15 protein-coding genes and 1 CRISPR repeat array are annotated in these 14,887 nt (G+C 30.1%); of the genes, 13 read left to right on the top strand and 2 right to left on the bottom strand.

Features of this window, described 5'->3' with window-relative positions; genetic code table 11:
• Window positions 1–449 precede the first annotated feature (449 nt).
• Complete coding sequence (gene csx2, locus BET03_RS10015) at window positions 450–1,745, top strand: TIGR02221 family CRISPR-associated protein (protein ID WP_120169902.1); 1,296 nt, start codon at window positions 450–452, stop codon at window positions 1,743–1,745.
• A 473-nt stretch (window positions 1,746–2,218) separates the two neighbouring features.
• A CRISPR array of direct repeats spans window positions 2,219–3,864; the repeat unit is 30 nt; unit sequence GTTACTAGACTACCTATAAGGAATTGAAAC.
• Window positions 3,865–4,158: 294 nt separating this feature from the next.
• Here the strand turns inward: csx2 and BET03_RS10020 are convergent.
• Window positions 4,159–4,773: an ABC transporter ATP-binding protein gene (locus BET03_RS10020; RefSeq protein ID WP_120169904.1), complete on the bottom strand. Its 615-nt coding sequence runs from the start codon at window positions 4,771–4,773 to the stop codon at window positions 4,159–4,161.
• A gap of 220 nt (window positions 4,774–4,993) precedes the next feature.
• On the opposite strand from BET03_RS10020, the gene BET03_RS10025 reads away from it, so the two are divergent.
• Together BET03_RS10025 and BET03_RS10030 are read left to right on the top strand one after the other, a co-directional pair.
• Window positions 4,994–5,239, top strand: a complete 246-nt coding sequence (locus BET03_RS10025) for a DUF3243 domain-containing protein (RefSeq protein ID WP_120169906.1) — start codon at window positions 4,994–4,996, stop codon at window positions 5,237–5,239.
• Window positions 5,240–5,450: 211 nt separating this feature from the next.
• On the top strand, window positions 5,451–6,071 hold the full coding sequence (locus BET03_RS10030) for a hypothetical protein (protein WP_120169908.1): 621 nt from the start codon (window positions 5,451–5,453) through the stop codon (window positions 6,069–6,071).
• 190 nt (window positions 6,072–6,261) lie between these two features.
• Here BET03_RS10030 and BET03_RS10035 read toward each other — a convergent pair whose 3' ends face one another.
• Window positions 6,262–6,807 carry a GNAT family N-acetyltransferase gene (locus tag BET03_RS10035; RefSeq protein ID WP_120169910.1) on the bottom strand — a complete coding sequence of 182 codons (546 nt, stop codon included), beginning with the start codon at window positions 6,805–6,807 and terminating at the stop codon, window positions 6,262–6,264.
• Between the two features lie 249 nt (window positions 6,808–7,056).
• Between BET03_RS10035 and BET03_RS10040 the strand changes: the two genes are divergently transcribed.
• From BET03_RS10040 to BET03_RS13970, 10 genes are all read left to right on the top strand, one after another.
• Window positions 7,057–8,220 (top strand): MFS transporter, encoded by a 1,164-nt coding sequence (locus tag BET03_RS10040; RefSeq protein ID WP_120169912.1) that lies wholly within the window; start codon window positions 7,057–7,059, stop codon window positions 8,218–8,220.
• 237 nt (window positions 8,221–8,457) lie between these two features.
• The gene (locus BET03_RS10045; RefSeq protein ID WP_183108824.1) at window positions 8,458–8,811 is read left to right on the top strand and encodes a DUF2512 family protein; all 354 of its coding nucleotides are present in this window, start codon (window positions 8,458–8,460) and stop codon (window positions 8,809–8,811) included.
• Between the two features lie 296 nt (window positions 8,812–9,107).
• Window positions 9,108–9,953, top strand: coding sequence for an ABC transporter ATP-binding protein (locus tag BET03_RS10050; RefSeq protein ID WP_120169914.1), 846 nt, complete (start codon window positions 9,108–9,110; stop codon window positions 9,951–9,953).
• Window positions 9,904–10,845, top strand: coding sequence for an iron-hydroxamate ABC transporter substrate-binding protein (locus BET03_RS10055; protein WP_120169916.1), 942 nt, complete (start codon window positions 9,904–9,906; stop codon window positions 10,843–10,845). Before BET03_RS10050 ends, BET03_RS10055 begins: the two co-directional genes overlap by 50 nt.
• Before the next feature lie 79 nt (window positions 10,846–10,924).
• Window positions 10,925–11,929, top strand: a complete 1,005-nt coding sequence (locus BET03_RS10060; protein ID WP_120170179.1) for a FecCD family ABC transporter permease — start codon at window positions 10,925–10,927, stop codon at window positions 11,927–11,929.
• Entirely contained in the window at window positions 11,929–12,936 is a 1,008-nt protein-coding gene (locus BET03_RS10065; RefSeq protein WP_120169918.1) for a FecCD family ABC transporter permease, read from the top strand. The genes BET03_RS10060 and BET03_RS10065 overlap by 1 nt, the downstream gene beginning before the upstream one ends.
• Before the next feature lie 258 nt (window positions 12,937–13,194).
• Window positions 13,195–13,665, top strand: a complete 471-nt coding sequence (locus BET03_RS10070) for a flavodoxin domain-containing protein (RefSeq protein ID WP_120169920.1) — start codon at window positions 13,195–13,197, stop codon at window positions 13,663–13,665.
• A gap of 14 nt (window positions 13,666–13,679) precedes the next feature.
• Window positions 13,680–14,273 carry a TetR/AcrR family transcriptional regulator gene (locus BET03_RS10075; protein ID WP_120169922.1) on the top strand — a complete coding sequence of 198 codons (594 nt, stop codon included), beginning with the start codon at window positions 13,680–13,682 and terminating at the stop codon, window positions 14,271–14,273.
• Window positions 14,274–14,299: 26 nt separating this feature from the next.
• The gene (locus BET03_RS10080) at window positions 14,300–14,677 is read left to right on the top strand and encodes an FMN-binding protein (RefSeq protein WP_120169924.1); all 378 of its coding nucleotides are present in this window, start codon (window positions 14,300–14,302) and stop codon (window positions 14,675–14,677) included.
• Window positions 14,678–14,751: 74 nt separating this feature from the next.
• On the top strand, window positions 14,752–14,874 hold the full coding sequence (locus BET03_RS13970; protein WP_279230381.1) for a hypothetical protein: 123 nt from the start codon (window positions 14,752–14,754) through the stop codon (window positions 14,872–14,874).
• The last annotated feature ends 13 nt before the right edge of the window (window positions 14,875–14,887 follow it).

Here is a 14,887-nt window from a genome sequence, read left to right on the forward strand (position 1 = left end):
CTAGGGATTCCAGAGTACAAGGCATGGCAATTCGCCAATACCCGTAAGGGTTATTGGCGAATATCCAATAGTCCAATATTAAGTAAGACCCTGGATAACCAATACTGGATAAACCAAGGTCTTAAAACGCTTTCCATGCAGTACAGAAAACTGAACTTAGCCTAATGAACCGCCGTATACCGGACGGTACGTACGGTGGTGTGAGAGGACGGTAGATGAAATAATCATCTACCTCCTACTCGATTTATAATTTTGCAAAATTTAAAAATTGGATATAGTTTAATAACAAATCTTGAAAATACTGTGTAAAAATTTAGGAGTGAGCAATAAATGTCCTTATTGTTAAATGGTATGCACAGCTTAATGTACATTTTATTATGTAAAATTTTACAAGGGAATTTAAGGATAAATATAGAATATATAACTAAAACATTAAAAGGAGGTTTAGAATGGGTAGGAAATTTTTAAGCTTTTTAGGTGCTAGTCCATATAAAGAATGCTGTTACGTATATGATGATGGAAATAATCTTGACCGAGTAACCACAAAATATATTCAGGAAGCTCTTATAAAAATACTCTGTAAGGATTGGAATAAAGATGACAAAGCAATAATATTTTTAACTGACTTTGCGAGAAAGGAAAATTATTGGAATAAAGAAGATGAAACAAGAAGACTTAAAGACAAACTTTTAAATCTTAATATTTCGATAAAAGATATATCAATACCAAATGGAAAAAATCAAGATGAAATATGGGAAATATTTAATACAATTTTAAATGAAATAGAGGAAGGAGACGAGATAATATTTGACTTAACGCACAGTTTTAGATCAATACCAATGCTTGCATTAGTTATATTAAACTATGCAAAAGTACTAAAGAATGTAAAATTAAAAGGTATATATTACGGAGCATATGAAGCTAGATGGACAGAGAATAGTAAAGAAATAGCTCCAATTTTTAATTTGATAACTTTTGATGAATTATTAGAATGGGCACAAGCAGTCAACTCATTTACAAGATATGGAAATAGTAGACATCTTAAGGAATTGGCCTCTAGAGTGCTAAGTAGTAAGTTAAGGGAAAGGGACCAGTCAGCTATTTTAGTTAAGAATTTCGTAGAAAAACTAGATGATTTTATAAATACAATATATAACTGTAGAGGAAAAGGAATATTTAATGAAAAAAATAGTGATAAAAAATCAATAAGTTGTGCTTATAAGTCTATGAGAAAAAACTTAGACAATTTAATAGAAGATAAAAACGATACTTTAAAACCTTTAGTTCCTCTATTTAATAAAGTTAAAGAAACTACTAAAGATTTTGAAAAGGGAGATAATTTGACTACAGGGATAGCAGTGATTAAATGGAGTATAGATAATAACTTAACTCAACAAGCCTACACCGCATTAGATGAAACTATAAAAACTTATGTATGTGTAAAATTTGGATTAGATGAAACAGATAAAAATAATAGAGAAGAGATTGTAGCAAAGGCTTTAAGAGTACGGGCTCAAAAGATTCCTAAAGAAAAATGGAAGATAAAAGAAGAATATAGAAATAAAATTGAAGAGATAGTTGTTAATCTAGATAATAAATTAGTCCAGCTTTCAGATAAAGTAAATAACTTAAGGAATGATATAAACCATTTTGGATATACAGTAGATGTAATGGATTACAAAAAGCTTAACTCTAGAATAAAGAATTTATATGAGGAATTTAGAAAACATTTAGAAAAAGAATAAGTTTTTTAGATATGAAGGTTATTGTTTCTAAAGTTAGGGTATCAGGTCTATTAAATCTAAGAAGAAATTAGTTAAATTAAGAACATAAGAAATTTCAAAAACTGTATGGTGAATTTTTAAAGTAGATATAGATAAAAATTAATAAATAAATATACGCAACAAAAACTTGAAACTTTAGATGAAACAAATTGTTTGTTGAAATTAAAAGACTAATAAATTGATATTAATAAAGATGAGTATGTATTTTTGAGAAAATAATGATGCACCTAAAGTAAGCTTAAAAGTCGTCGACCTCCAGTAGTGCAAAAACCCCTGGGGATCGACGACTTTTTGTTTTTGAAGGTAAAAGTAGCTGTAATATAGTGTTTTAAAGGGATTGAAGGATATTTATATGGAAGATGGTCATAGAAAAAAGTGGAAAAAACTAAATTGACAAAAAATAGTAAACCTGATAAAATCAATATATGTAATGGGTTACTAGACTACCTATAAGGAATTGAAACTATCTATATCAACAAATTCAGGTATTTGTTTAGTGTCAGTTACTAGACTACCTATAAGGAATTGAAACTAAATATCTTTAATTGCACTGCCTGATGTATCTGTTACAGTTACTAGACTACCTATAAGGAATTGAAACTGGATATAGCTTGAGATTATCGATGCCACCTGGATTAAGGTTACTAGACTACCTATAAGGAATTGAAACAGTCCTATAACAGTTGGTATATTAGCTTTAATTCTACGTTACTAGACTACCTATAAGGAATTGAAACAAATGGGTGGCAATTTTATATTTGCCACCCAAATAATTGTTACTAGACTACCTATAAGGAATTGAAACTTTCTTCTGCCAATATCTCCTCTAATTTTCCATCTGGTTACTAGACTACCTATAAGGAATTGAAACTAGCGTGGTCTAATCCATCGAATAAATCGTCATGTTCGGTTACTAGACTACCTATAAGGAATTGAAACTTGGTAGCCAATGCACTATTAAGCATTAAAATTTCAATGTTACTAGACTACCTATAAGGAATTGAAACAATTTTGATGATGCCGAGGTTGATTATTATGACCAAGTTACTAGACTACCTATAAGGAATTGAAACATGTATTTTGTTATATCAGGGAATATACTAGTAAAATGTTACTAGACTACCTATAAGGAATTGAAACCTTTATCCCAATTTACCACGCACTTGCCTGCCTCGTCATCGTTACTAGACTACCTATAAGGAATTGAAACCTGAAAGAACGAATAATACAACTAGCTTTGAACCTAGTTACTAGACTACCTATAAGGAATTGAAACTTTGATGGCTGGGAAAATAAAAAAATCGTAGGTCATTTGTTACTAGACTACCTATAAGGAATTGAAACTTCCAGCTTCCAAAACGACTAATAATTGCTGCATTTTGGTTACTAGACTACCTATAAGGAATTGAAACTTGGTAGAAGGGTAAAGAAAATGGCAATATACTATGAGTTACTAGACTACCTATAAGGAATTGAAACGAGAATTACAAGAAAAATTAATTAAACTAGGATATGGGTTACTAGACTACCTATAAGGAATTGAAACTTTAAAAGCATAGTCCAAAAATATGAAGATGAAGAGTTACTAGACTACCTATAAGGAATTGAAACACCTGAGAGATGATTTTTTCCCAATCTGGTGTAAATATGTTACTAGACTACCTATAAGGAATTGAAACTGGACTTTATTTCAAAATAAAAAACCGTCTCAATCTGTTACTAGACTACCTATAAGGAATTGAAACTTATATTGTCGCTGTTATATCTAAATGTTACAGTACAAGGTTACTAGACTACCTATAAGGAATTGAAACTTCCAATGCGTACAATCTAACCCTGATACTGTAACGGTTACTAGACTACCTATAAGGAATTGAAACACGTGGGACGGAACTTATTTATGGAATACAGACAGTAGGTTACTAGACTACCTATAAGGAATTGAAACTATACACATACCTTAAGATTACTGTCAATAGATAGGTTACTAGACTACCTATAAGGAATTGAAACCAGCTTGCAAACAAAAAGGTAATGGCTGGCATTTAATGTTACTAGACTACCTATAAGGAATTGAAACTCTTCATCTAAATACAGATACCTAAGCATGCCCATTGTTACTAGAGTACCTATGAGGAACGTAAGTAACTCAAAATTCAAAATGTAAAATGAAAATAAAATAATGTTGAAAGATGAATAATACTGTAAGGAATGGATAAAAGAATTAAAAAGCCTTCTTAAAAGCAATCTCAGGATTGCTTTTTTATTTGCTTTAGTAGCTATCTATATCAATTGACTTCATGAAATACTAATTTACATTTGAAACTAGTCCTAAAAGATATAACACACCACAACCCATTACCATTTTATACCATTACGTACATATAGCTTCTGCTATATCATGTGTTACCATCAGTGCAGTTTTCTTTTCTTTTTTAAGAATTGTTCCTATTTCATCGGCTATCCTTAATCTAGTTTGATAGTCAAGGGCAGAAAAAGGTTCATCAAGTAAAAGTATTTCTGGTTGTAATGCAAGGGTTCTTATAAGGGCTGCCCTTTGTCTCATTCCTCCAGAAAGCTGTCTAGGGTAATGATTTTTAAACTCACCTAATCCATAGGTTTCAAGGAGATTTTCAACAAAGGCTATAGTTTCGTCATTTACCTTATTTTGAATTTCAAGTCCAATTAAGGCATTTTGTAATATAGTCCTCCATTCAAATAGGTGGTCTCTTTGAAACATATAGCCTACATCTTTATTTGTGCCTTTTACTTCTTTACCATTTATCAGTACTTTTCCACTAGATGGTTTTAAGAGTCCAGCAACTATAGAAAGTAAAGTAGACTTACCACATCCGCTAGGGCCTACTAATACGACAATTTCACCCTCATATATATCAAGGCTAATATCTTTAAGTGCTTCAGTTTCACCATCTAAAGTATGATATATCATACTTACGTTTTTTATTTCCATTACTTTTCTTTGCTCCATCAGTATGCCTCCTTTAGGGTATAAGTAAGGATATTTTATGATATTCAACTTGCTAAGATATTGTGAGAGAAAAGGGATTAGTAGAGTTAATAGGATACATAGTCAAATAATTCCTTTGAAACTAAATTGCTTATTTCCTTATAAAAAAGATTTAAAGAATATATAAACTAAAAATCTATAATACTAACATTAAGAAATCTTTTTATAGGAGATGATTTTTATGGGAACTTTAGAAAATTGGCATAAATGGAAACAACAGCTTAATAAGGCAGTGCAGTTAGGTGAAACAGTAGGAATGTCAGATGAAACAATAAATAACATTGCTGAAAGGGTAGGAACATTTTTAGCAAATAATGTAGAACCTCAAAATGATGAAGAAAGACTATTAAAAGAGTTATGGGATGTGGCAGATGAGGAAGACAGAAAGGTATTGGCTAAATTAGTAGTAAGGCTTACAGATAAGTAAATATTTCATTACATATAAAGGATACCGGGTAGGTATCCTTTAAATATTTTTTGATTGAATAAATAACCATGACAGTGAGACGTTTCATTTGTTATATTTTTAAATTCTTAACTAAAGAAATTACAAAATTATGGTAAAATATGTATAACCATATAAATATAATTATTAATAGTTTAAGGTTTTATCCTGATATAAATAGGAGAAAAGATGTATGAAAACTATAGAGCAATTTAAAAAGGTTAATTTAATTTTAATGTTATTACTAGTATTTCTCTTGTCTAGCTGTACTCCTAAAAACTTAGAAACAGATATTAGTAAAATTAAATTTAATGATATTGAGTTTGTTGAACAATACAACAATATAAGGAAAAGATTAAACCTAACCAATAATGCTAAGCTCCAAAATCTTTATATAACCTTCGATAAAGATTATTACATAACCCTTTTACAGTATGAATTAATTGATTTTGGAGTAGAAGACAAATTTAAAATCTATCATATAACTTTAAATGGAAAAGGTAATAAATATGAAATACAGACAACAGAAAGTGATACTTGGCTACAGTTTGACCAACTAATAAGTGCAGAAGAATTTTTTCATATTGTTAAAAACATTGATATAACAAACATTATAGGGGATAATAATGCATCATATTATGATATTTTTGCAACAGGAAAATATGAAATTGATGCCACAAACTCAAGCAAAAGATATATTATTGAAAAGAGCAAAATAATAAATGTAGAAAGTAAAGAAACTGTTAAAGGATATTATATTGATGTAATTGATGATAAAAGTATAAGGATAGGTAGATTTTTCTTTGGTAAGTGAAGAAGTGTATTGTATATAAACAAAGAAGTCTATTGTATATAACTATATATGTAAATGTAATATTTATTATTTAAAACAATAAAAGATGGTTATTATGATAATAAGAAGAATTGAAGAAAGTGATGCAATATGCTAAATAAATGTATCATGGGGTCATAAGACCCCATTTGTTTACAAGAAATATAAAAATTTATCCTGTACTTAAATTAATGTTTTTATCAATAAACTTAGCAAAGTAAACTGTACTAATGTTATCTCCTCTATCATTTTCAAGCTTATGGATAAGTTTATATCCGTATTTTTCGAGTAATTTCAACTGAGGTATATTTGAGCTCCAAGTTCTTCTTACTATATAAGGTAGAACTAATTCAGATGGAAGTTCATTTTCAATAAAATTATTAAGCATTGAAGCAATTCCTAACCCACGAAAAGATGGATGAACACATGCAATTTTAACATAGTTACATGGAGTAAATTGGGATATTAATTCTTCATAATAATCATGGAAGAAGATTGAAAATCCTACAAGTTGTTCTTCAATAAAAGCAAGAACATACTTGGTATTTTCTAAAAACAGACCTTCAAAATATTTTACTGGACCATTAGTGCTATTTTCTCTAGATGATAAGGTAGGATAAAAATCCTTATCACACATGCAAAGAAGGTCCCACATTTGGTCTTTATAAGCTAAAATATCCTTATTATTGTCAACAAATAAAATTTTTATTTTGTCCACCCCATTTAATTAAAATTGTATTTATAATCAAAATTTTATAGTCTATTCCTAGTCCTGCTGCACCTCCTTTAGGTAAGGTTAGGAATCTAAAATAATTATATACTAAAACAAACAAAAGAACAATAGAAAAATACAGAGTATTTTAGATATATTTTTATCAAACTATGATATATGGTAAATAATCGCTAATAATTGTCGTAAATCGTTGAATATAACAAAAAAGAATATGTTTTGTAAGGGGGATAATAAATGGGGAATAATAGTAAATCAATAAATGAAAATAAAAGTTTTAGAAAAGTAGCAGTTTCACCAATAGAAGAATTTTTAGGCTTTGACCCAAACATTAAGAAGTACATGATCATGCACTTAATAGGGGGAGGATTATTAATCTATTCAACCCTTACTCCAATTTTTATGAATAGATTGGGTATTAGCCTAATTAATGCTGGATTAATTTTTAGTATAGCATCAATAATTGATATAGTTTTTACATATATTTTGAGTAGGTTTTTAGATAGAATTTCACCAAATGTGGGAATGATTATAGATTGGCTAACAGAAAGCATTCCACCTTTAATATATTCATTTGCTACCACAAGCTTTCATATGTTTTTAGGTATATTTTCTACAAAGATAACAAATATATTAAATCCAGTTTACAAGGTTTATGAAAATGAAATATTCCCTGAAAAGGAAAGGGACTTAATCTATACTTACCACTTAATGCTTCCAGAAGTTTTTACTATTATCTTTTATCCTATAATTGGATTTTTATTGACATATAAGTTCACATCATTAAAGGCCTTTAGGACTGTTTTTTTTATATGTGCAGTAGGATATATTTTTGTTGCAATTATTCCATACAAAACTCTAAAATGGGTAAAGCCAACAAAAATTTCTAAGGAGAACCTATCAATTTCTATACCTAAAGATTTAATAAATGTTGCAATAGCACAAATTTGTGTCTTAGCAGCTATAAGTTTTACTTCACCACTAATTACAAGCTATTTTATTCTAGAGAAAATGGGAGGAACCGTTTTAAATGTATTACTATTAGAAGTTATTTCTGCAGTATTTGTAATAATTACCGGGTTATTAAGTAAAAACTTAAACTCAAAAATTTCTAGACAAAAAATAGCACAATATGGAGTTATATTCTTTATTGTTTATGCTTTTCTTTTAATGATAGCTAAAAACTATATTTACGTTTTAATAGCTTTTATTTTTTACGCAATAGGACATACTGTTTGGTTTCCACATCATTACTCTTTACTTATGGAATTTGTTCCAAAGGAAAATAGAGGGCAGTTTTTTGGTAGCATGAGTGCAATTAATAAACTATTAGGAGTTTGTGTACCTGCTATTTCTGGTGTATTAGCTAGTAAATTCGGCTTTTTGTACCCTTTGGCTTAGTTTTTATTTTATTTGTAACTGTATATATTATTTATCAATTACTATTAAGGAATAATTAGAAGCTGGAGCAACATTTTAAGGATATGGATATTCTATTTAAGCAAAATAGAATGCTATTTTTATACTTCCTCTTTGCTATTTACATTAAATTTATTGACTTAAATAATATTGGTGAATACCGGTAAAGATTAAGGGACATAATATACTTTGATACAAGTGAGAAGAGGAGGTAATAATGTGAATAGAACTGCTATGGCATTAATTTTTAAATTCTTAGTGACACTTGCAGGTGCATGGATTGCTTTTTATGTTATAGGAAATGCTGATTTTACATGGGTACTTGTAGTTGCTTTACTGGGAACTGTATTAAATTATTTAATAGGAGATTTGTTTGTACTACCTAAATTTGGTAATATAATAGCATCTATAGGTGATGGGGCACTGGGTGCATTGACAGCTTATATAGTTAGTCAAATTGTTTATGGTTTTGAACCAACTGCAACAAGTCTTGCAGTCTTTGCAGTGTTAGTTGCAGTAAGTGAATACCTTTTTCATATTTACCTTCGAAATTCAAAAAAAGTTGCTCCTTAAAGTCCCAATAGATAGAAGTAGTATAGTAATGAAATAAAAATTAACTAGTAGTACAAGTTATATGAAATTTTAAGGCAGTGTATTTGTTGTTTAGGCGATCAACAAATACACTGCTTTTATATTTGCTCTATATTTATCAAAGTTTATATAAAAAAATAATATACATAAGAAAATATAACTATAAAATTTAATACATTAACAAAAATGTTGACAGAGAATTATAAGTAATATATAATTGTTAATGTCGCGATAATGAAAATCATTATCATTAATATGAATAAAGTGGAGGTTAATTTATGAGTCGCCTATATACAAAGAATATAAATATTGGTTATGATGAGAAGGTAATTGTGAAGAATTTAAATATAAAAATTCCAGATGGAAAAATTACAGCTATCATTGGGCCCAATGGGTGTGGAAAATCTACATTATTAAAAGCAATTACCCGTATTATTTCACCTAAATCTGGTACAGTTATTTTAGATGGTAAAGACATTTTAAAAGAAAATACAAAGAAGCTAGCTAGAAAAATGGCGATACTTCCACAAACTCCAGAAGGTGCAACTGGATTAACAGTTGGCGAATTAGTTTCCTATGGGCGATTTCCTTATCAGAAAGGGTTTGGAAGATTAACAAAAAAGGACTATGAAGTGATTGATTGGGCATTGGAAGTGACAGGTACAAAAGATTATAAGTTTCGAAGTATAGATGCCCTTTCAGGTGGACAGCGTCAACGTGTTTGGATTGCTATGGCTTTAGCTCAAGAAACAGAAATTATTTTTCTTGATGAACCTACTACATATTTAGATATAGCCCATCAACTTGAAGTTTTAGAACTATTACAAAAGTTAAATCTTGAGCAAGAACGAACAATAGTTATGGTACTTCATGACTTGAATCAAGCTGCACGATTTGCTGACTATATAATTGCATTAAAGGATGGGCAAGTGGTGAAAGCTGGAAGTTGTGAAGAGGTTATTAATCAAGAGGTGCTTAAGGAAGTATTTAATATTGATGCTAAAATTAGTAGAGATCCTAGAACAAACAAGCCAATATGTGTTACATACAATTTATTGAAAGGAGTGTCCAATAATGAAAAAAATAATAATTTTAGCTCTAATAGTATTTGCGTTAATTACTAGTGCTTGCAGTAATGAGACTATAACTAACGAAACTTCATCAAATGATAAGCCTTCAAATACAGAATCAAATGAATTACACACAATTACATACGAATCAGAAAATGGACCAATTGAGGTTCCGGCAGATCCACAACGTATTGTTGTATTAAACTCATTTGTATCTGGAAGTGTTATGGCATTTGATGAAGATATAGTTGGCGTAGATACTTGGACTAAAGGTAATCCTCGTTATGAAAAATATATAGAGGATGCCGTAGAAGTATCTGATCAAGACTTAGAGAAAATCATTGAGTTAGAACCTGATCTTATTATTGCAGCATCAACAAATAATAATCTAGATAAATTAAGTAAGATTGCTCCAACTGTAACTTTTACTTATGGTAAAGTAGATTATCTTACACAAATTTTAGAAGTTGGCAAGCTATTAAACAAAGAGCAGGAAGCAAGAGAATGGATTGATAATTTTAAAACTAGAGCTAAAGAGGCAGGAGAAAAAATAAAAGAAAAGATTGGAACTAATAAAACTGTTTCTGTAATAGAAAGCTTTAACAAACAGCTTTACGTTTTCGGAGATAACTGGGGTAGGGGAACAGAAATCCTTTATCAGGAAATGAAGCTAAAAATGCCAGAAAAAGTTAAGGAAATGGCTTTAGAAGCAGGTTATTATGCGATATCACCTGAAGTGCTTCCAGAATATGCTGGGGACTATGTGATATTTAGTAAAAACTCTGCTGCAGATAATTTTTTCCAAGAAACAGAGACATATAAGAATATTCCTGCTGTAAAGAACAATAGAGTACTTGAAGTTAATGCCAAAGAATTTTATTTTAATGGTCCAATTACCTTAGAATATCAATTAGAATTATTTACAGACTTCTTCCTTGGTGAATAGAATTACAAGTATTATGAGGGGAACTCCTATTTGAAGGGTTCCTCTTCTTTAATTTGTAAAGGATGGTGAGATGTTGAATATGAAAGAGATACAACCTAGGGTTCCCTTTGAAATTAAGTTGCTTATAGCTTTGCTAGGGTTTATAGGAATGTTTGTTATTGCAATGGTATTGGGAGCAGCAGATATCTCAACTAAAGACGTTTGGCTGGCGTTAACTTCTAACATATCAAATGATAAAATCTTGGTTATCAGGGAAATTCGCTTACCTCGTATAATTGCCGCTATTTTTGTGGGAGCCGCATTGTCTGTATCTGGGGCTATCATGCAAGGAATAACTAAAAATCCCCTTGCTGACCCAGGATTATTAGGATTAACCGCTGGAGCAAATGCTGCATTGGCAGTAACAATAGCACTTATTCCTTCAGCTAATTATTTTGTAATTATTACAGCCTGTTTTATAGGTGCAGCTTTAGGGGTTATTTTAGTTTTTGGGATTAGTTCAATAAAAAAAGGTGGATTTAATTCCATTAGAATTGTTTTGGCAGGAGCAGCAGTTTCAACATTTCTATATGCAATAGCAGAAGGGGTTAGCATATTGTATAAGATATCAAAGGATGTTACAATGTGGACTTCAGGTGGAATGGTAGGTACTTCATGGACTCAGTTAAAAGTTATTATCCCTTTTATTTTAATTGGATTACTTACTGCACTATTTCTTTCAAGACAGCTAACCATACTAAGCTTAAGTGAAGAACTTGCAGTTGGATTAGGACAAAAGACAACACAAATAAAGATAATTCTCTTCATTGTAATTACATTGTTAACGGGAGCTTCGGTGGCACTTGTTGGTAATATGACTTTTATTGGATTAATGGTTCCCCATATGGTACGTGGCATTGTTGGAACAGATTATAGATTTATAATACCTATGTCAGTGGTTACAGGGGGGGCATTTATGCTCTTTGCTGATACCCTTGGTCGTACAATAAATGCACCATATGAAACTCCTGTTGTAGCTATTGTAGCAATAATGGGATTACCATTCTTCTTGTTTTTGGTTCATAAAGGGGGTAAAGCACTCTAATGATACAATCAGAGTTAATAAAAAAACAACGATTGATTTTCCTTGCTTTATCAGCACTAACTATTATAACCATTATTATAGGAATGGGGATGGGATTCTCATCTTTATCCTATGATAGACTTCTACCAACTATTTTAGGTAAGGGATCATTTAAAGAGGAATTTGTACTATTTTCTATAAGATTACCAAGAATAATTATTACACTACTGGCAGGCATGGCACTTTCTTTATCAGGTGCTATTTTACAAGGAATTACAAGAAATGACCTAGCCGATCCTGGAATTATAGGTATTAATTCTGGAGCTGGTGTTGCCATAACTATATTTTTCTTATTTGTACCTGTTAATTCAGTGTCATTTGCTTACTTAATACCCTTAATTGCATTTGCTGGTGCCTTCATTACAGCTTGTTTAATATATGGACTTTCATATCGCAAAGGTGAAGGACTGAAAACTAAAAGACTGATTCTTATAGGGGTAGGATTTTCAATGGCACTTTCTGGATTAATGATTGTACTTATTTCATCTACTGAGAGAATAAAGGTACAATTTATAGCCAAATGGTTAGCAGGAAATATATGGGGGACAGATTGGCCCTTTATTCTTGCTATTATACCATGGCTAGTTGTCTTAATTCCATTTATCTTATACAAAGCAAATCGCTTAAACATTCTTAGACTTAGTGAACCTGTGGCAGTAAGTGTTGGAATATCAGTTAACAAAGAACGTATTCAGCTACTATTAGCTGCCGTTGCCTTGGCAGCCTCAGCAGTTTCTGTTACAGGAGGAATTTCATTTATTGGTCTAATGGGACCTCATATTTCTAAATCTTTAGTAGGGCCTAGAAATCAGCTATCTATCCCCATTTCTATTTTGGTAGGTGGCTGGCTATTATTACTTGCAGATACGATTGGGCGTAATTTAATTGAACCCCAAAGTATACCAGCAGGAACTATTGTTGCTTTAATTGGAGCACCATACTTTGTATATTTGTTAATAAAAAAATAAATTTTGTAACTTTATTCAAGAATTATTATTTAAGGCTAAGGTTTAGTTACCTTAGCCTTAATTTTTTATTAGCTTTTTGTCAATAGAAGGAATTCTTTTTTAGTGCTTTAATCTTATTATTACATTTGTAATTAAAAATTACCAAAAAATATAAAAACATGTTGACAATGGGGAAATATTATAATATGATTAACGTAGTTAATAATATTAACAATGTTAATTAAATTAACATTGTTAAATTAAAAGGGAGATGATTTTGTGAAAAGCTTAATTGTTTATGGAAGTAAATATGGTTTTACTGGGGAGTGTGCAGGGATTTTAGCTAAGAAAATATCCGGGAAGGTAGATGTTATAAATCTTGAAAAGGAAAAAGTTAATAATTTAAACCAGTATGACAACATTATAATTGGCACTTCAATATATGCTGGTAGAATACGTAAGGTTGTAGGAAAATTCTGTAATGAAAATCTAGATACATTATTGACTAAAAGAATAGGTTTATTTATATGCTGTGGTCAAACTGAGAAGGCAGAAGAACAGCTAGATATGGCTTATCCTGAAGAATTAAAAAGACATGCTTTAGCAAGAGAGCATTTAGGATATGAATTTAATTTTAATAAAATGGGTTTTATAGATAAAAAAGTAGTTAAGATGATTGCTAAAATAAAAGAAAATAAAAGGGAAATACTAGAGGATAATATTGATAAATTAGCATCTTTTTTTAATTAGAAAGGAGTTAAAAGGTGGATAAGAAAGAGATTCAAAGACAACGAAGGAGGAAATATTTTATTGATGCTGCAAAACATATTTTAAAAACTAAGGGAATAGATGATATAACTGTTAGAAAGGTAGCAGAATTAGCGGGGTACTCTTATGGAACAATTTATAATTATTTTAAAGATCTAAATGAGCTTTTATGGTATGTGGTAGGGGAAATATTTCAAGATATTTTACAATTTATTGATAACAATTTAGATGATAACAACAAAGCTTTAGAAGGAATGAAAAATGCATATAGACTATACACAAGTTATTTTATAGATAATCCAAATTTTTATAGACTTTTATTCTTTTCTCAATTAGGTAAGCCACCTGAAGAGATTGAAGAAAAAATAAGAAAGCCAATTTTTGCTCAAAGACAGATTAAACTTTTAAAACAGTGTGCTGATGAGGGATTAATTAAAGAAGAGGATATAGAAAGGATAAGTGAGATATTAACGGGGATGGTCCATGGACTTATGCTGTTTCATTTTTCAAACAAAGAGTTGTTATCAGAAGAGGAGTTTTTTAAAAAAATTGAGGACAACATTGATTTTATATTAAACAGCAAAGAGTGAAATGAAATTTTTTAGGAGGCTAATAAATGAAAAAAATAGTTTTTGCTATTCTATTTTTAATTATAATTGGGGGAGTATTTGTAAGCTTATCTATTAACAAATCATTAAATGAAATAGAAGAGGTTACATTAGAAAATATTGACTTTTCTAAATTAAAAGATGGTGTATACGAAGGTAGCTATGAAACTGCTTTAATATCGGTAGCTGTTGAGGTTACAGTTGAAGATAAAAAGATTAAAAAAATAGATATTTTAGAACATAAAGAGGGAAAAGGAAAACCAGCAGAAAAGATAATTAATCTTATTATAAAAGAACAGTCATTAGATGTAGATAATATATCTGGAGCTACTTATAGTAGTAAAGTTATAAAAAAGGCAATTGAAAGGGCTTTACTAAGAGAATAAAAAATATTCAAAACCTTGATAAAATTGGCTAAAATGTGCTATAATACATTTATTAGCAAATAGGAGGTGTAAAGGTGAAAACTCAGCTTTTAGTTGATGTTATTTTAGACAGACTACCAGCTTCTAACTCAGCAATAACTTTTACTTTAATTAACCCTAGGGGTAGTGTGTCTAAAAACAAATATTATGTCAACTAAAAGCAAGTAAATC

The organism is Thermohalobacter berrensis (genome assembly GCF_003609645.1).
GTDB classification, from domain to species: Bacteria; Bacillota; Clostridia; order Tissierellales; family Thermohalobacteraceae; genus Thermohalobacter; species Thermohalobacter berrensis.

Bases quoted from the DNA above. Each gene is read 5' to 3' on its own strand.
- BET03_RS10060 (WP_120170179.1), top strand. From the start codon at position 10,925: ATGAAAGAGATACAACCTAGGGTTCCCTTTGAAATTAAGTTGCTTATA.
- BET03_RS10020 (WP_120169904.1), bottom strand. From the start codon at position 4,773: ATGGAGCAAAGAAAAGTAATGGAAATAAAAAACGTAAGTATGATATAT.
- BET03_RS10055 (WP_120169916.1), top strand. From the start codon at position 9,904: ATGAAAAAAATAATAATTTTAGCTCTAATAGTATTTGCGTTAATTACT.
- BET03_RS10025 (WP_120169906.1), top strand. From the start codon at position 4,994: ATGGGAACTTTAGAAAATTGGCATAAATGGAAACAACAGCTTAATAAG.
- BET03_RS10030 (WP_120169908.1), top strand. From the start codon at position 5,451: ATGAAAACTATAGAGCAATTTAAAAAGGTTAATTTAATTTTAATGTTA.
- csx2 (WP_120169902.1), top strand. From the start codon at position 450: ATGGGTAGGAAATTTTTAAGCTTTTTAGGTGCTAGTCCATATAAAGAA.
- BET03_RS10065 (WP_120169918.1), top strand. From the start codon at position 11,929: ATGATACAATCAGAGTTAATAAAAAAACAACGATTGATTTTCCTTGCT.
- BET03_RS10080 (WP_120169924.1), top strand. From the start codon at position 14,300: ATGAAAAAAATAGTTTTTGCTATTCTATTTTTAATTATAATTGGGGGA.
- BET03_RS10050 (WP_120169914.1), top strand. From the start codon at position 9,108: ATGAGTCGCCTATATACAAAGAATATAAATATTGGTTATGATGAGAAG.
- BET03_RS10040 (WP_120169912.1), top strand. From the start codon at position 7,057: ATGGGGAATAATAGTAAATCAATAAATGAAAATAAAAGTTTTAGAAAA.